Origin of the sequence: Roseomonas sp. FDAARGOS_362, assembly GCF_002754815.1 — a bacterium.
Taxonomy (GTDB): domain Bacteria; phylum Pseudomonadota; class Alphaproteobacteria; order Acetobacterales; family Acetobacteraceae; genus Roseomonas; species Roseomonas mucosa.
This window is the reverse complement of sequence record NZ_CP024588.1, coordinates 2192196-2207571: the sequence shown is the minus strand read 5'-3', so window position 1 is coordinate 2207571 and position 15376 is coordinate 2192196. Positions and strand designations below refer to the sequence as shown.

16 protein-coding genes are annotated in these 15376 nt (G+C 73.2%); 10 read left to right on the top strand and 6 right to left on the bottom strand.

Translation table 11 applies throughout. The features are described 5' to 3' along the window. The first annotated feature begins 42 nt into the window (after window positions 1-42). The 10 genes from CTJ15_RS14920 (at window position 43) to CTJ15_RS24400 (ending at window position 6212) form a co-directional block, all read left to right on the top strand. Entirely contained in the window at window positions 43-534 is a 492-nt protein-coding gene (locus CTJ15_RS14920; RefSeq protein ID WP_019460837.1) for a GNAT family N-acetyltransferase, read from the top strand. Between the two features lie 94 nt (window positions 535-628). Then, complete coding sequence (locus tag CTJ15_RS14915) at window positions 629-931, top strand: urease subunit gamma (RefSeq protein WP_075822960.1); 303 nt, start codon at window positions 629-631, stop codon at window positions 929-931. A gap of 12 nt (window positions 932-943) precedes the next feature. Next, on the top strand, window positions 944-1249 hold the full coding sequence (locus CTJ15_RS14910; RefSeq protein WP_019460839.1) for an urease subunit beta: 306 nt from the start codon (window positions 944-946) through the stop codon (window positions 1247-1249). 2 nt (window positions 1250-1251) lie between these two features. Then, window positions 1252-2964, top strand: coding sequence for an urease subunit alpha (ureC, locus tag CTJ15_RS14905; RefSeq protein WP_099781659.1), 1713 nt, complete (start codon window positions 1252-1254; stop codon window positions 2962-2964). 9 nt (window positions 2965-2973) lie between these two features. After that, a complete protein-coding gene (locus CTJ15_RS14900) occupies window positions 2974-3570 on the top strand; it encodes an urease accessory protein UreE (protein WP_099781658.1) in 597 nt (198 codons plus the stop codon). Next, window positions 3563-3955 carry an urease accessory UreF family protein gene (locus CTJ15_RS25345; RefSeq protein ID WP_369923492.1) on the top strand — a complete coding sequence of 131 codons (393 nt, stop codon included), beginning with the start codon at window positions 3563-3565 and terminating at the stop codon, window positions 3953-3955. The genes CTJ15_RS14900 and CTJ15_RS25345 overlap by 8 nt, the downstream gene beginning before the upstream one ends. Then, window positions 3853-4248 (top strand): urease accessory protein UreF, encoded by a 396-nt coding sequence (locus CTJ15_RS25340; protein ID WP_369924183.1) that lies wholly within the window; start codon window positions 3853-3855, stop codon window positions 4246-4248. The genes CTJ15_RS25345 and CTJ15_RS25340 overlap by 103 nt, the downstream gene beginning before the upstream one ends. After that, window positions 4245-4958 carry an urease accessory protein UreG gene (gene ureG, locus CTJ15_RS14890; RefSeq protein WP_226945947.1) on the top strand — a complete coding sequence of 238 codons (714 nt, stop codon included), beginning with the start codon at window positions 4245-4247 and terminating at the stop codon, window positions 4956-4958. The genes CTJ15_RS25340 and ureG overlap by 4 nt, the downstream gene beginning before the upstream one ends. After that, window positions 4958-5530 carry a HupE/UreJ family protein gene (locus CTJ15_RS14885; RefSeq protein WP_019460844.1) on the top strand — a complete coding sequence of 191 codons (573 nt, stop codon included), beginning with the start codon at window positions 4958-4960 and terminating at the stop codon, window positions 5528-5530. The genes ureG and CTJ15_RS14885 overlap by 1 nt, the downstream gene beginning before the upstream one ends. Before the next feature lie 514 nt (window positions 5531-6044). Further along, entirely contained in the window at window positions 6045-6212 is a 168-nt protein-coding gene (locus tag CTJ15_RS24400; RefSeq protein WP_193009603.1) for a hypothetical protein, read from the top strand. Between the two features lie 10 nt (window positions 6213-6222). On the opposite strand, the gene CTJ15_RS14880 is transcribed toward CTJ15_RS24400, so the two are convergent. The 6 genes from CTJ15_RS14880 to CTJ15_RS14855 all read right to left on the bottom strand — a co-directional run bounded on the left by CTJ15_RS14880 (window position 6223) and on the right by CTJ15_RS14855 (window position 15261). Continuing rightward, window positions 6223-6951: a Crp/Fnr family transcriptional regulator gene (locus CTJ15_RS14880; protein WP_226945946.1), complete on the bottom strand. Its 729-nt coding sequence runs from the start codon at window positions 6949-6951 to the stop codon at window positions 6223-6225. A gap of 272 nt (window positions 6952-7223) precedes the next feature. Beyond that, on the bottom strand, window positions 7224-7805 hold the full coding sequence (locus CTJ15_RS14875) for a hypothetical protein (protein ID WP_026033134.1): 582 nt from the start codon (window positions 7803-7805) through the stop codon (window positions 7224-7226). A gap of 66 nt (window positions 7806-7871) precedes the next feature. Beyond that, a complete protein-coding gene (locus CTJ15_RS14870) occupies window positions 7872-9272 on the bottom strand; it encodes a hypothetical protein (RefSeq protein WP_075823233.1) in 1401 nt (466 codons plus the stop codon). A gap of 3 nt (window positions 9273-9275) precedes the next feature. Beyond that, window positions 9276-10670, bottom strand: coding sequence for a TfuA-like protein (locus CTJ15_RS14865; RefSeq protein ID WP_099781657.1), 1395 nt, complete (start codon window positions 10668-10670; stop codon window positions 9276-9278). Next, entirely contained in the window at window positions 10667-11908 is a 1242-nt protein-coding gene (locus CTJ15_RS14860) for a YcaO-like family protein (protein ID WP_193009602.1), read from the bottom strand. Before CTJ15_RS14860 ends, CTJ15_RS14865 begins: the two co-directional genes overlap by 4 nt. Before the next feature lie 23 nt (window positions 11909-11931). Continuing rightward, window positions 11932-15261 carry an AAA family ATPase gene (locus tag CTJ15_RS14855; RefSeq protein ID WP_099781655.1) on the bottom strand — a complete coding sequence of 1110 codons (3330 nt, stop codon included), beginning with the start codon at window positions 15259-15261 and terminating at the stop codon, window positions 11932-11934. Window positions 15262-15376: the final 115 nt, after the last annotated feature.

The window sequence follows — 15376 nt, the reverse complement described above, 5'->3', positions numbered from 1 at the left end:
CGATGGCCTCGGCGCCCGCTTCGGCGGAAAGGAGTCCGGAACATGATCCGATGCCTGCAGCCCGGTGACGAGGAGGTCTTCCGCCGGATCCGCCTGGAGGCCCTGCGCGCCGAGCCCGCCGCCTATGCCAGCACCGCGGCGGACTGGGAGGCGTTGCCGCCGGAGGAATGGCGCCGCCGCCTGACCGCGAACCCGGTCTTCGTCGCCTTCCAGGGCGCGGAGCCCGTCGGGATCATGGGCCTGATGGCCCAGTCCTCCAGCAAGACCGCCCATCGCACCATGCTCATCATGGTCTATCTGCGCCCGGAGCAGCGTGGCACCGGGCTGGCGGGCCGCCTCCTGCGCCATGCCGTCGACCACGCCCGGCGGCTGGGCCACCGGCAGGTCGAGCTCATGGTGAGCGCCGAGAACCCCGTGGCGCGCCGCTTCTACGAGCGTGAGGGCTTCCGCCAGATCGGCTGCATCCCCGGCGGCTTCCTGCACGAGGGCCGGGAGGTGGACGAGATCATGATGGTCCGGCGCCTGCTTCCCTGAACGGCGGCGCCCGGCCCGCCGCGTCGTGCTCTCCCCCCCCTGGACCCCCGCCGCGCCCCGCCCGCATACTCCGCCGCACCGAACGGAGCCGCCCATGCACCTGACGCCGCGCGAAAAGGACAAGCTGCTGATCGCCATGGCCGCCCATGTCGCGCGCCGGCGGCTGGAGCGGGGCGTGAAGCTGAACCACCCCGAGGCCGTGGCCCTGGTCACCGACTTCGTGGTGGAGGGCGCCCGCGACGGCCGCAGCGTTTCCGAACTGATGCGCGACGGCGCCACCGTCCTGACGCGCGAGCAGGTGATGGAGGGCGTCGCCGAGATGATCCACGAGATCCAGGTCGAGGCGACCTTTCCCGACGGCACCAAGCTCGTCACCGTCCACGAGCCGATCCGCTAGGGGAGAACGAAGGTGATTCCCGGAGAACTCTTCCCCGCCAGCGGCGAGATCGAGCTGAACGCCGGCCGCCCGGTCACGGAGCTGGAGGTCGCCAATACCGGCGACCGCCCGGTGCAGGTCGGCAGCCACTACCACTTCGCCGAGACCAATCCCGAGCTGCGCTTCGACCGCGACCGGGCGCGCGGCCAGCGCCTGGACATCGCCGCCGGCACAGCGGTGCGCTTCGAGCCGGGCCAGACCCGCACCGTGCGCCTCATCCCCTTCGCCGGGGATCGCGTGGTCCACGGCTTCCGTGGCGCGATCGAAGGAAAGCTCTGACCATGCCCGCCCGGATCTCCCGCTCCGCCTATGCCGGCATGTACGGCCCCACCATCGGGGACCGGCTCCGCCTCGCCGACACCGACATCGTCATCGAGGTCGAGCGCGACCTCACCACCTATGGCGAGGAGGTGAAGTTCGGCGGCGGCAAGGTCATCCGCGACGGCATGGGGCAGTCCCAGGTCGGGCGCGACGGCGGCGCCATGGATACCGTGATCACCAATGCGCTGATCCTCGACCACACCGGGATCTACAAGGCCGATGTCGGGCTGCGCGACGGCCGGATCGCCGCCATCGGCAAGGCGGGCAATCCGGACACGCAGCCGGGCGTCGATATCGTCATCGGCCCGGGCACCGAGATCATCGCGGGGGAGGGCCGCATCCTCACCTCCGGCGGCATCGACGTGCATATCCACTTCATCTGCCCGCAGCAGATCGAGGAGGCGCTGGCTTCCGGCGTCACCACCATGTTCGGCGGCGGTACCGGCCCGGCCCATGGCACGCTCGCCACCACCGCCACGCCCGGCGCCTTCCACCTCGCCCGCATGATCCAGGCGGCGGAAGGCTTTCCGGTGAACCTCGGCTTTCTCGGCAAGGGCAATGCCGCCCTGCCGAAGGGGCTGGAGGAGCAGATCCATGCCGGCGCGGCGGGCCTGAAGCTGCACGAGGACTGGGGCACCACGCCGAAGGCCATCGACACCTGCCTCGCCGTGGCCGATGCGCTGGACGTGCAGGTCGCCATCCACACGGACACGCTGAACGAGAGTGGCTTCGTCGAGAGCACGATCAAGGCGATCGGCGGCCGCACCATCCAGGCCTTCCACACCGAGGGCGCGGGCGGCGGCCATGCCCCCGACATCCTGCGTCTGGTGGGCGAGCCGAACGTGCTGCCCAGCTCCACCAACCCCACCATGCCCTATACGGTGAACACGCTGGACGAGCATCTCGACATGCTCATGGTGTGCCACCACCTGGACCCGAGAATCCCCGAGGACGTGGCCTTCGCCGAGAGCCGCATCCGGCGCGAGACCATCGCGGCCGAGGACATCCTGCACGACCTCGGCGCCATCTCGATGATGAGCTCCGACAGCCAGGCGATGGGGCGTGTCGGCGAGGTGATCATCCGCACCTGGCAGACCGCCCACAAGATGAAGCAGCAGCGTGGAAGGCTGAAGGAGGAGGTGGGCGACAACGACAACTTCCGCGCCCGCCGCTACATCGCCAAGTACACGATCAACCCCGCCATTTCCCAGGGCATCGCCGAGCATGTCGGCAGCGTCGAGGTCGGCAAGCTGGCCGATCTCGTGCTCTGGAGCCCGGCCTTCTTCGGCGTGAAGCCGGAGATGGTGCTGAAATGCGGCACCATTGCCATGGCGCCGATGGGCGATCCCAACGCCTCCATCCCGACGCCGCAGCCGGTCCATTACCGCCCGATGTTCGGCGGCTTCGGCCGTGCCCTGCCGGCGATCGGCGTCACCTTCACCTCCGCCGCCGCGCTGGAGGCCGGGCTCGGCGAGCGCCTGGGCGTGACCCGGCCCCTCGTCGCCGTGCGCAACACGCGTTCCGGCATCAGCAAGCGCGACATGGTGCTGAACGACCTCTGCCCGCGCATCGAGGTGGATGCCGAGACCTATGAGGTCCGCGCCGATGGCGAGCTGCTGGTCTGCGAGCCCGCGAAGGTGCTGCCGATGGCGCAGCGCTATTTCCTGTTCTGAGAAGCCCCGATGACCGACAGCACCCTGCCGCGCGCCACCACCATCCTTCCCGCCGGGCAATGGAACCCGGCGGAGGCGCGCGACAGCATCACGCTCGATTTCGACGACCGCCACCGCCGCCGCCGCCGCTACACGGGCGAGAGGGGGCTCTCCTTCCTGCTCGACCTGCCGGAAGCCACGGTGCTCTATGACGGCGACGGGCTGCGCTGCGAGGATGGCACCACCATTGCCGTCCATGCCGCGCCGGAGCCGCTGGTCGAGGTGACCTCCGCCGATCCCGCGCATTTCGCGCGTCTCGCCTGGCATCTCGGCAACCGGCACCTGCCGGCCGAGATCGATGCGAAGCGCATCCTGATCCGCGACGACCACGTGATCACCGCCATGCTGCGCGGCCTCGGCGCCACGCTCCGGCAGGTCCAGGCGCCCTTCAACCCGGAAGGCGGCGCCTATGGCGAGCACAACCGCCACACCGCCCACCATCATGGGCCGCAGGAAGGTCATGGGCACGCGCATGACCACGATCAGGGGCACGGGCACAGCCACGACCATGGCCACGACCACCACCATGGCGACGGCCACACGCATCACGGCCACCGGCATGGCTGAGGGCGACGCCGCCCTCTACCGCCTGCTGGCCTGGATCTCCCCGGCCTATCCGGTCGGTGCCTATACCTACAGCCATGGGCTGGAGGCCGCGGTGGAGGAGGGCGCCGTGCGCGACCGCCAGGGCCTCGCCGACTACATCGCCGCCGCGCTGACGCGGGGGGCCGGGGCGGTGGATGGGCCGCTCCTCGCCGCCGCCTGGCGTGCCGCGCGGGACGGCGACGAGGGGGGCTCGACGAGGTGGCCGAACTGTCCCTGGCTTGGCGCGGCACGGCGGAGACCGCGCTGGAAAGCACGGCGCAGGGGAATGCCTTCGCCAGCGTCACCGCCGCCGCCTGGCCGGAGCCCCGCTTCGCCGCCTTCGTGGCCCGCCATCCGCGCCGCATGACGCATCCCGTGGCGTTCGGCGCGGCGGCGGCCTGGAACGGCGTCGCGCTCCGCCCGGCGCTTTTCGCCTGGCTCTCGGGCTTCGCCGCCAACCTCGTCAGCGCCGGCGTTCGCCTCGTCCCGCTGGGGCAGACGGACGGGCAGATCGCCACCGCCACGCTTCTGCCCGTGGTGGAGGCCGCCGCCGACGCCGCCCTGGCCGCCGATCCCGAAGAGATCGGCACCGCCGCCCCGGTGCTCGACCTCTTCTCCATGCGTCACGAGACCCAGTATACGAGGCTCTTCCGCTCATGACCGAAATCGTTTCTGGCCAGCCGATCCAGGCCTCCGCGTCCGCAGGACGCTCCGGTCATCGGCAGGCGAACGGCCCCTTCCGCGTCGGCATCGGCGGCCCCGTCGGCTCCGGCAAGACCGCGCTGACCGACCGCCTGTGCAAGTACCTGCGCGCCACGCACGACATCGCCGTCATCACCAATGACATCTACACGCGGGAGGATGCGGAGTTCCTCACCCGCTCCGGCGCGCTGGAGCCGGAGCGCATCACCGGCGTCGAGACGGGCGGCTGCCCGCACACCGCGATCCGCGAGGACGCCTCGATCAACCTCGCCGCTGTCGGCGAGATGGTGGAGCGTTTCCCGGCGCTGGAGATCCTCTTCATCGAGAGCGGCGGCGACAACCTCGCCGCCACCTTCTCGCCGGAACTGGCGGACCTGACGATCTACGTCATCGACGTCTCGGCGGGCGACAAGATCCCGCGCAAGGGCGGACCGGGCATCACCCGCTCCGACCTGCTGGTGATCAACAAGATCGACCTCGCCCCGCTGGTCGGCGCCGATCTCGGCGTGATGGACCGCGATTCCCGCCGGATGCGTGGCCAGCGCCCCTTCCTCTTCACCAACCTGAAGGAGAACCGGGGCGTGGCCGAGATCGCCGCCTTCATCCTGGAGGCCGGCGGCATTCCCGCCCGCGGCCTTTCCGCCACCGCCCGAGGAACCCAAGCCTGATGCGCCGCCTCCTTCCCGTCGCCGCCGCGCTGCTCCTGCCGCTGCCGGCCCTGGCCCATACCGGCATCGGCCCGGTGGATGGCTTCACCGCCGGCTTCGCCCATCCGCTGGGCGGGCTCGACCATCTGATGGCCATGCTGGGAATCGGCCTCTGGGCCGGGCTGCTGGGCGGCCGCGCGACCTGGGCGCTGCCCGCCGCCTTCCTCGGCGCCATGGCGCTGGGCGGCGCGCTGGGCATGGCGGGCCTCGGCCTGCCGATGGTGGAGGCCGGGATCGCCGCCTCGGTGATCGTGCTCGGCGCCGTGGTCGCGCTCGCCGCCCGCCTGCCGCTGGCCGCGGCCCTGTCCCTGGCGGCGCTCTTCGGCCTCTTCCACGGCCACGCCCATGGCGCGGAGATGCACCCCGGGGCCGGGGCCGCCGCCTATGCCGCGGGCTTCCTCCTGGCCACCGCCGGCCTGCACGCGCTGGGCCTGGGGCTCGGCCGCTGGCGCGCCCCGGCCGGCCGCGCCGTGGCCCGCTCCGCCGGGGCCGCCATGGCGGTGGCCATGCTGGCGCTGCTGCTCCAGGGCTGATCCCGCCACCCTGGCACTGCCTTTCCGGCGACGTCCGGCATTGCGCCGTCCCGGGGGACAAGGCTCCGCCTTTTCCCCCGGTCCCCCTTATCCGCCAGGACACTGCGTGCCCTGGACCCGATGAGTTGGTTCTCGCTGACGCTGGATCACGCCGGAGAGCATGGCTCTCCGGCGGACTGCCGGTGCCACAAGCGCGGACAGGGTGTTTCTTCCTTTTCAGGAGCCCCGCTTGTCCACCTGCTTCCGGGGATCAGGCCACAGACCGTCGGTTATCACGCAGAGCCAACGCAAGCCCGGGGTCCGGGGACCGGCTTCGGTCCCCGGCGGAGAGGGGGTCCGGCGGGAGAGGCGGCGCCTCTCCCCCGGCGGCTGGACACGCAGCGGAACGCTCGGCGAAAGCCCTTCGCTCCCATCTCCGCCCCCAGCATGGCCCGCCCTGTGTCCCGGCACACAGCCATGGGGAGCGGCGATCCTTCAGGATGCTGCCATGGCAAGGAACGGGGAGGGGCCCGCAATGTCGAATCCGGCGCAGCACCTTTTCGCGCGGGTCGGGCGGAGGCTGGAAGGGCTGGACAGGCGGCGGGCCCTGGGGGCCGCGCCGCTCGGCCTGGGGGAGCATTTCGTCTGGCGTGCCTGGCGCTGGCTGCGCGGCCTGCGCTACGGCAGGCCGAGCCGCGCCTGACGCGGGTGCGTCAGGACAGGTTCAGCGCGTTCACCGCACGTTCGGCGCCGCGCAGTGCGGCGTCGAGCTCGGCGCGCATCGCCTCGGGCCGCCGCAGCACGATGCCGCTGCGGCTCGCATCGATCAGCCCGGCCTTTTCCATGTCCGACAACTGCCGCGACACGGCCTCGCGCCGGGCGCCGATGCGGGCGGCCAGCACGTGGTGCGGCGGCGGTGGGCTGACCACGCGCTCGGCCGTCTGGCCCGGCTTGCCGCGCCCGCGCGACAGGCGCAGGAGTTCGGCATAGAGCCGCTGCCGCACCGGCAGGGCCGCCAGCTCGAACAGCCTTTCGCTGCGCGAGCGCACGAGGTCGGCGAGATAGCGCATCAGCCGCAGCGACACGGCGGGCGAGGCCAGCACCAGTTCCATGAAGGCCGGCCCCGGCAGGACGCAGAAGCGCGAGCGGTGCAGGGCGGTGACATTGGCGGAACGCGGCTGCCCGGTGATGGCCGCCAGCTCGCCGAAGGCCTCGCCGGGCGACAGGTCGCCCAGGATCATCTCGTAGCCCTCCCCGGTGCGCGCCACGACCCGCGCGGCGCCTTCGAGAAGGAAGTACACGTCGTCCGACAATTCGCCGAAATCGATCAGGACCGTGCCGGGCTCGCAGGAACGGCAGCGCGCGTGTCGTGCGGCCTTTTCCAGCGCGGCCGGGTCGGCGCCTTGCAGGAGGGCCAGGCGCCCCAGACTCTCGGTTTCCACTCCATGGCTCCACATGCCCCAGGCTTCCTTCTCCGGAATATCGGAACGGTGCCGGGACCAGTGCAGCGGTTATCCGGAGCCACGGCATTCCGCCAGGGGCAATCGCCCGGGCGGAATGCCGTGGCCGGAGCCGTGGCGGCTTCCTCGGCGGCTTCCTCGAATAGGCTCCGGGTGGCTGCGGCCCGGCTCCGCCTGCTTCGCTGGCCTCCCTGTTCCGGTTTCCCTGCTTCCTCCAGCCTTTCCGGGGGCGAGGCCCGGACGGCGCCCCGCGCTCATCGTCCGCCCAGATTGGCGCGGCCGAAGACCTCGGCCCGGCCCGTCACCTCCGCCCGGCCGGTGACCTCGGCCCGGCCCATCAGCGTGTCGGCGCGGCCGCCATGCAGCAGGGATTCGATGCTGCCGGTGCTGATATCGATGCGCAGCCCCATGTCGCCGCGGTCGAAGAGCCAGACCCGCAGCCCCTCCATGAAATGCCCGGAGTCCCGGATGAAGCCGGTCGTCGCGACACTGCCATGTTCCGGGACGGCGGTGCCTTCGCCTTCCACCAGGAAGACGGCGGGCGCGGGCAGCGGCACGTACTGCCCATCGTAGCTGTAGCCGAAGATCCGGGCCAGCTTCGGCGGCGGCTCGGCACCCGGTGCCAGCCGCGCCATCAGCGGGTCCCGGAACCCGCCGGCCCGGTCATAGGGCGTGCGGGACGCGTCGGTGATGGCGAGGCCCGGGAACGGCACGCCGAAGAGGCGGATCGCGGCCGGGGCGAGGAGGGTTTCGCCGAGCCGCGCCGCAGGGGTGGGCTTCGCTTCGGACTCTCCGGCCTCTGCGCCGGGCTGTGTCGCTTCAGGGTTGTCCGACATGCTTCATCTCCATTCGCGAGACGCTTCGCGGCATTATATCCATTCGGGAACGATACGTGAGTGTTTTCAACCGGCCGATGCGCGCGATCCGTGCGGCATCATCCGGCGTGTGGCGATGATGTCGCCGTGGCAGCCGCAGGGCCTTGCCCAGGACCGGTGCGGAAGGGACGCCCCCGGCCCGGCCCAGGCAGCGCGGGACATGGGCGGCAGGGGAGCGGAGAGGGCCATTCCGGCGGAGGCCCCCGCCAGGAAGGGGCGGGGATCGATGTCCCGCTCGTCGAAGATATCGAGCAGCGCGCCCATCGCGATGCGCGGGGTGGCGCCCGGCTCCGCCAGCGCCTCGATCAGCAGGGCCGCGACCTGGCCGAAGCTCAGCGTTTCCGGGTCCAGCCGCAGGATGGTCTGCGCCATGGCCAGCCCGACCCGGTCGCGCGCCCTGTGCAGGCAATGGCGGAAGACGCCCTCGAAACGCGCCAGCGCCTCGGCCGAGGCATGGCGCAGCGGCGCCATCGCGGCCGTGACCGCCGCTGGCGTCCAGCTCCGCGTGTCACGGTCCGGCGGGATGATGCCTTCCGCCACCAGCCCTTCCTGGAACAGCTCCACCAGGATGTCCCAGACCGCGCCGGTCAGCGGCGCCGCCAGCACGTGCGCGTTGCGGCCGAGGTTCAGCGGGTCGCGCCAGGTGCCGTCCTCCAGCAGGCGCAGCCCTTGCAGGTCGCGGAGCCGGACGGTGTTGTCCACCACCCGCACCTGCTCGACATCCGAAAGCTCGCCCAGCCGGCTGACCAGGTTCAGCTCGTAGAGATTGCCCGAGGTCTGGGCGAGCAGCCGCATCACCACCGAGGGGAAGTGGAGCACGGAAAGGGTCGAGATCAGGTCGGCGAAGGCTTCGTGAAAGGCCAGGAAGGTGCCGCCCACCGCGCCGGATTTCGGCACCCCCATCGTGGAGAAGAGGATGGCGTGGCCGACCTCGTGCGCCACGACGTCGAAGCTGAGGCAGAGCGGCAGCGCCTGGCCGAAGCGGGTCCAGCGCAGTCCGGCCTCCAGGAAGCCGAAGCCGGACTGGGCATTGGCCCAGTACACGACCGGTTGCAGCTCCAGCCGCGGCAGCACGTCCGCATGCCACCACCGGACCGGCTGGCCCAGATAGTCCTCCCAGATCTCCAGCACGAGCTGGGTCACGCCGTAGAGATGCGCCGACAGGAATTCCGGCGTGCCGAAGGGGATGTGGTCGAAGTTCCCGGCCCCGTCCGGCTGGGCGGGCGGCAGCAGCGCGCCCCGGTAGGGCGGCAGCCAGGCTGGCGGGTCATAGGGCTCGCGCTTGTCCACCGCATGGGCGACATACATCCGGGAATCCGACGGGCCGGGCCCGATGCTGCCGGGGGCGGCGGCCAGTTCCACCAGCTCGGGCTCGGCATAGCCCTGCGCCCATTGCGGAAAGAGCCGGAACAGCGTGCCGCCGGCCATGCCTCAGCCCCCGCCCCGGGGCGGGGCGCCGTCGGGGGCGGCGGTCCCGTCGGTGGCCGCCGCATCCTCCGTGGCCATGGCGGCGCGGTATTCCCGCCAGATGGCGGCCCGGAAGCCGTCCGCATCGGGGAAGCCATGGGCCCGAGCCTCGGCCTCCTCCTCACCCAGTGGCGGGGGCGGCAGGCCTGCCCGGGTCTCGAACCACCAGCGCAGCGCCGCATCCAGCACGGCCTCGCCGGGCAGGTCCCGGTCCTCTCCCTCCCGGTCCTCCTGCCGCCCGGCCAGCCGCGCCTTCAGCCCGGCATAGCGGCCGGACAGGCGCAGGGCATCGAGCATGGCGTCCCGGGAGGCCGGGGCAGGGGGGCGCCGCAGCCGCTCCCAGATCGCCGCCTCGCGCGCCAGCAGCCGGTGCAGCCCGGCCTCGTCGAGGTCATGCGCCGCCAGCCAGGCCTCCAGCGCCGAGCGCCGCCACAGACCGTGGCGATGCCGGAAATCCTCCAGCGCGGCGGCATCGGGCGCACCGGGCACGGACAGGCCCGGATGGCCCTCCGCCGTCAGGCGCAGTTCCCGCCATGCGACCGGATCGGAGACCGCCAGTTCCCGCAGCAATGCGCCTCCCCCCTGTTTCTCCCCTTGTTCCTCCCCCTGTGGCGGCACTGCCGCCTGCGTGGCGAGGAAGCTCTCCCAGGCCAGGCTACGGGTGAAACGAAAGCCCGGCGCCCTCCGATCGGGGGAGGCGCGGACGATTCGCGCCAATAATTCCTCGGCATCGCGGCGTTTCTGGGCGACCGGGTGGCGCCGCAGCCATTCCAGCGCCTCCGGACCGGGGCACGGCAGGGACGCGGCTTCCGCGAGGAGGCGGGCATGGCTCCTTTCGGGGAAGGGCAGGCGCTTGAGCGCATGGGCCAGGGCCTCGCAGCCTTCCGGCCCGATCGCCCCGGCGCTCCATGCGGCCGCGAGGGTGGCGCGCAGGTCCACCATGGCGTCGGAGGCGGCGATCCACCCGGCCTCGGCGGGTGCGTGCAGGATGGCGACCTCGTCGTCATCCTCGAAGGGACCGGCAAAGGGCGGAAAGCGCCCGTCGCGATAGGCGCGGTAGACGGCACCGACCCCCTCCATCCCGAAGGCGCCGCATTCGGCGGCGCGCAGGGCGCCCATGCTGGCGGCGCCCAGCACGGGGATGCCCTCGGAAAGCGCCCAGAGGATCTCTCGATGCCAGACCGCCGGAGCCTCCCGGAACAGCCCGTCCACCAGCCCGATCGCACGGGGGCGCAGGGAGCGCGCCGCGCGGTAAAGGTCGCCCTGCCGCGCCGGGGGCAGCAGGATGGCCTCCGGCGCGATGGCCCGCGCGGCCTCGCGCGGCAGGCTGGGGCCGAGGAAGACGACGGGCGCGTTCATGCGTGTGCCCGTGTACGCGCCCGGGCCCGGGCGCCGGGGGCATAGCCGCCGCCGGCCGGGCCCGGGGTGCCCTCCAGCCCCGCCACCACGGCGCGGACCACCGGGATGCCGATCTCCTCCCGGGTCATGTCCACCCAGGCCGCCGGCCCGAGGCCGGCCGCGCCGATCCGGGACAGCAGCAGGGCGAGGTCGCCATGGATCGTGGGCGCCGCGCAGCCCTGGACGGCCTCGAAGCGCCGCCGGGGCGGCACCGCCTCGGACAGGGCGCGCAGCGCGGCGGCGCGGCGGGCGGCACGGGCGGGGGCGGCATAGGATTCCGGCGCGAAATCGTCGCGGGCGCCGGAGATGCGGGTGACGCGGGACTGTGCGGCCTCGGTCAGGGCGCGGGACAGGGCCACGCCGGGGTCGGGATGGCAGCCCAGGCCGAGCTCCGCCTCCATCTCCGGCTCCTCCCGCCCCGGCAGGGCCAGGACGCGGAAGGCGGGGATGCCGAGGTCGGAGGTGATGTCCCAGATCGCCAGGGCGATGCCGGCTGCGGCAAAGCAAGCCAGGAGATCGGCGCAGAGCGGGTCGGCGATGCTGGCGGGATCGATCGCCGTTTCCGCCCGCGCCGCCGGGGGGAGGGCCAGCCAGAGGGCATGGGCGTCGCGTTCCACCAGCTCGGCCAGGGCATGCACCAGCGCCTCCCCGCGCGTGTTGCCGGAGGCGAGGCCGTTCGTGGTCGCCTGGAGGAAGCCGGAGGAAGGCGGCCCGTCCAGCGCGTAGTCGGCGGTCACCAGGTCCAGCGGCACCCAGAGCGGCGAGCCGTCGGCGAGGTCACGGCCCTCCACCCAGAGCATCGGCGCCTCCCGCGCCGACAGGTCCGGCGCGGCGGCGCTGTGCGGCAGGCGGGCCGGGTCCAGGGGCGCGAGGCCGCTTTCCCGCAGCCGGGCATGGCTGCCCCAGCGCAGCGGCGCCGCCAGGGTCTCGGCATGCCAGGCCTCCACCGCCTCCATCACCGCCGAGGCCTTGGCCGCCGCCAGGGTCGCGCCCTTGCCCTGGAAGACCGAGAGCGAGCGCGCGTTGGGCCGCACCGCCGCGGCGACCGGGATGCCGGTCACGTCCAGGCCGGTTAGCACCGCCACCCTTGTCAGGCCGAAGCGCCCCGCATGGCGCAGCGCCCGTTCCAGCGTCTCTTCGGGGTCGCGGACCCGGTGCGCGCCGAGGCGGAAGCGCTTGGCCTCGTCCTCGGGCGGCAAGCCGGGGAGGAGGCCGGGGCCGGTCACGGCGCGAGGGAGATGGCGCTGCGCCGAAGGGCCGCCAGCAGGCGCTCGACCTCGCCGTCTCCCTCCCGTTCCGCCCGCTCCGCCAGGCCGGCCAGCCTTTGCAGCATCTCCGCATCGCCGAGGCGGCCGAGCCGCAGGTCGAGGCTCGCGAGGCTCAGCCGGGCGCGCAGCGCCAGCATCCAGGCGCCCTGCGCCTCGGCCAGCCGCAGCGCCTCGCGCAGCGAGGCCTCGGCGGCGGCCTCCGACCCGGGGCCGCCCGCCTGCAGGCGCAGCATGCCCAGCACGCGCCAGACCTCCGGCATCCAGATCCGCAGCCCGACGCGCCCGAACAGCTCGCGCGCCTCGTCGAGCTCCGCCACCGCGCGCCGCACCTGCCCTGCGGTGGTCTGTGCCTCCGCCAGCAGGGTGTGGAAGATGGGGAAGTCCTCGATCGTGCCGACCTCGCGCTGCACGGCGAGCCCCGCCTCGATCGAGCGCAGCCCCTCCGCCGCCTCGCCGCGCGCCGAGGCCGCCCAGCCGCCGAAGATCATCCCCTTGGCGCGGTAGTCGGGCAGGTCGTGCGTTTCCGCGGCCTCCATCATGCGCCGCGCCGCCTCCGCCATCTCCGCCGGGTCGCGCCGGTAGGCGCGGTGCATGGCGTGGATGTCCAGCGCGTGCAGGACGCTGCCCAGGTGGTCGATCTCCAGCGCCCAGCCCCGGGCCTGGGCCTCGGCGCGCAGCGCCGCCTCGGGGCGGCCTTCCAGCCATTCCAGCAACGCCGTCTCGCCCAGCGCGCAGACCTTGGCGTCGTGGTTGCCGTAGATCGTGGCGTGGTGCCGGTACTCGCCGGCCTCGTAGATGGCGAGCCCGGCCTCGATATCGCGGCGGCAGCCGCAGAGGTCGCCCAGGCCGAAGCGCGTGCCCCAGCCGCAGTGATGCGCCTGCAGCAGGCTGCCCGGCTCGCCGCGCCGGGCGGCCCGCTCGGTCAGGGCGTCGGAGCGCAGCCGCTTGATGTTGTAGTCGCGCGACACCCGCCACCAGCCCCAGGCGATGGGGAAGTGCGCACTCTCGTCGGCGGCCGTGTCGTTCAGCGCGGCGTAGCTCTCGGCATAATGGTCCTGCGTCTCGGCGGCGCCCGGCCCGTGCAGGGCGATCAGCGCCGGGCCGAGCAGGGCCAGGAGCTCCAGCCTCTGCGCGCGCAGCGCCGGGGTGGGTGGCACCGTGTCGATCGCCCGCAGCGCCCGCCGCAGCAGGCGCGTCGCCTCGGGATAGGCGGAGCGCGCCAGGCTGCGGCGCGTCGCGGCGAGCCAGAGCGGCACGCTGTCCGCCACCCGCCCGGCCTCGGCGAGGTGATGCGCCAGCACTTCCGGCTCCGTGGCGACCCGGTCCGCGTCGAGCCTCGGCAGAGCCTGGGCGAGCCGCGCATGCAGCAGGCGGCGCCGGTCGCGCACCAGGCTCTCGTAGGCGGCGTCGCGCAGCAGCGCGTGGTGAAAGGTCCAGCCCTCGCGGCCCGGCAGGCTGCGCCGCTGCAGCACCCCGGCCAGTTCCAGATGCGACAGGGCGGCGTCCAGCTCCTCCTCCGGCAGTTCCGTGACCGCCTGGAGCAGGTCGCGCGGCACGGAGCGCCCGGCCACCGCCGCCGCCTGCGCCACCGCCTTGGCCGATTGCGCCCGGTCGAGCCGCGCCACGAGGCATTCCCGCAGGCTGGGCGGCACCTCCGCCTCGGCCTCCACCGTGCCGTCCAGGATGGCGCGCGCCAGTTCCTGCGCGTAGAGCGGCACGCCTTCCGTGCGCGACGCCACCAGCCGGCTGATCCGCCGTGTCAGGTGCGGGCCGCCGGCGGCGGAGCCGGCGACGCTTTCCACCAGCTGCACCATGTCGGGCTCGCTCAGCGGGCGCAGATCCAGCAGCTCGACATCGTTCCAGGTGGGCGTGGCGGGCGGGGCGAAGGCCTCGCGCGAGGTGAGCAGGAGCAGGCAGCGGCCCGGCAGCCGGGACAGGGCGCGTTCGAGCAGCTCCATGGAGCTGGGGTCGAGCCAGTGCAGGTCCTCCACCACCAGGCAGAGCGGCTGCCGCGCCGAGAGGCGGGTGAGTTGGTCGAGCAGCGCCGCGAGGGTCAGGCCGCGCAGCCGGCGCGGCGCCATGGCGGCCAGGGCCGCCGGCCGCGCGCCCGCCTCGCCGCTGCCGCCGAGCAGCAGCTCCGCCAGCGCGGCCGCGCGTTCGTCGATCTCCGCGCCCTCGTCGCCCAGCCAGTGCCGCAGCCGGATCAGCGCATCCGGCCAGTCCTGGCCGGGGGCCAGGCGGGCAAGGCCGCGCAGCGGCGACACCAGGGGATAGAAGGGCGTGTCCGTGTGGAAGGGGGAGGCGATGAAGGTCAGCGTGGCGGAGCCGATGCGGTCCCGCCGCGTCGCCAGGAAGCGGCGCAGCAGGCTCGACTTGCCGATCCCGGCCTCGCCCCGCAGCAGCACCGTCCGGCTGGCGCCGGCCAGCACGCTTTCCCAGGCCTTTTGCAGCCGCGCGAGATCGGTCAGCCGGTTGACGAAGGCGTCGGGGCGGGCGAGGCGCCGGCGCTGGCCGCTGCGCTGGACCTCGCGGCGCACCAGGAAGGCGGGGCAGGGCTCGCTGAAGCCCTTCAGCACCTGCGGGCCGAGGTCGCGCATCTCGAAGATCGGGGTCAGCCGGGCCCGGGTCTCGCCGGAGACGATGACCCCGCCGGGCGGCGCCAGGGCCTGGAGCCGCGCCGCGAGGTTGGGGGTGGAGCCGATCGCCATGCTGTCGCCCGGCGCGTCGCCATGGCCCAGCAGGTCGCCGATCACCACCTGTCCCGTGGCGATCCCGGCCCGGGCGCGCAGCGGCTCCTGCCCCGACGGCAGGTTCGGCAGCGGCACGCGCAGCCGCCGCACCGTCTCCACGGCTTCCAGCGCGGCGCGGACGGCGCGTTCCGGGTCGTCCTCATGCGCAGCGGGGAAGCCGAAATAGGCGAGCACGCCATCGCCCAGGAACTGCGCGATGCGCCCGTCATAGCGCGCGACCGGGCCGGCGCAGGCCTCGCGGTAGCGCTGCATGATCCGCATCAGGTCCTCGGGCTCCAGCAGCTCCGCGAGGCGGGAGGAGCCGACCAGGTCGAGGAACAGCACGGAAAGCGGCCGGCGCTCGGCACCGCTGCGGGCGCCCCGGGTCCGCAGCGCCCGGCGGAGCTGCTTGCGGGCGCCGATCGGCAGGCCCAGCTCGCGCAGGTCCGCCTCGCTGAGCTCCGGCAGATCGGACAGGCTGATCCCGTGCTGGGCGAAGTCCGGCGCGTACTGGGCAAGGCCCACCGACTGCAGCCACCGGAGCACGTCATCCATGCTGAATTCCGCCCATGATCCTGCCGCAGCCTAACGGATTCAGCGTCTTGGTGAAGGCGTGTCGGCGGTCCGGGAGCGTGTCGGCGGGGCAGTGCGGCATTTCCGTGCGTTGACG

Coding starts and splice junctions, on each gene's coding strand:
- CTJ15_RS14920 (WP_019460837.1), top strand. CDS start 43: ATGATCCGATGCCTGCAGCCCGGTGACGAGGAGGTCTTCCGCCGGATC.
- CTJ15_RS14915 (WP_075822960.1), top strand. CDS start 629: ATGCACCTGACGCCGCGCGAAAAGGACAAGCTGCTGATCGCCATGGCC.
- ureC (WP_099781659.1), top strand. CDS start 1,252: ATGCCCGCCCGGATCTCCCGCTCCGCCTATGCCGGCATGTACGGCCCC.
- CTJ15_RS14900 (WP_099781658.1), top strand. CDS start 2,974: ATGACCGACAGCACCCTGCCGCGCGCCACCACCATCCTTCCCGCCGGG.
- CTJ15_RS25345 (WP_369923492.1), top strand. CDS start 3,563: ATGGCTGAGGGCGACGCCGCCCTCTACCGCCTGCTGGCCTGGATCTCC.
- ureG (WP_226945947.1), top strand. CDS start 4,245: ATGACCGAAATCGTTTCTGGCCAGCCGATCCAGGCCTCCGCGTCCGCA.
- CTJ15_RS14885 (WP_019460844.1), top strand. CDS start 4,958: ATGCGCCGCCTCCTTCCCGTCGCCGCCGCGCTGCTCCTGCCGCTGCCG.
- CTJ15_RS24400 (WP_193009603.1), top strand. CDS start 6,045: ATGTCGAATCCGGCGCAGCACCTTTTCGCGCGGGTCGGGCGGAGGCTG.
- CTJ15_RS14875 (WP_026033134.1), bottom strand. CDS start 7,805: ATGTCGGACAACCCTGAAGCGACACAGCCCGGCGCAGAGGCCGGAGAG.
- CTJ15_RS14870 (WP_075823233.1), bottom strand. CDS start 9,272: ATGGCCGGCGGCACGCTGTTCCGGCTCTTTCCGCAATGGGCGCAGGGC.
- CTJ15_RS14865 (WP_099781657.1), bottom strand. CDS start 10,670: ATGAACGCGCCCGTCGTCTTCCTCGGCCCCAGCCTGCCGCGCGAGGCC.
- CTJ15_RS14855 (WP_099781655.1), bottom strand. CDS start 15,261: ATGGATGACGTGCTCCGGTGGCTGCAGTCGGTGGGCCTTGCCCAGTAC.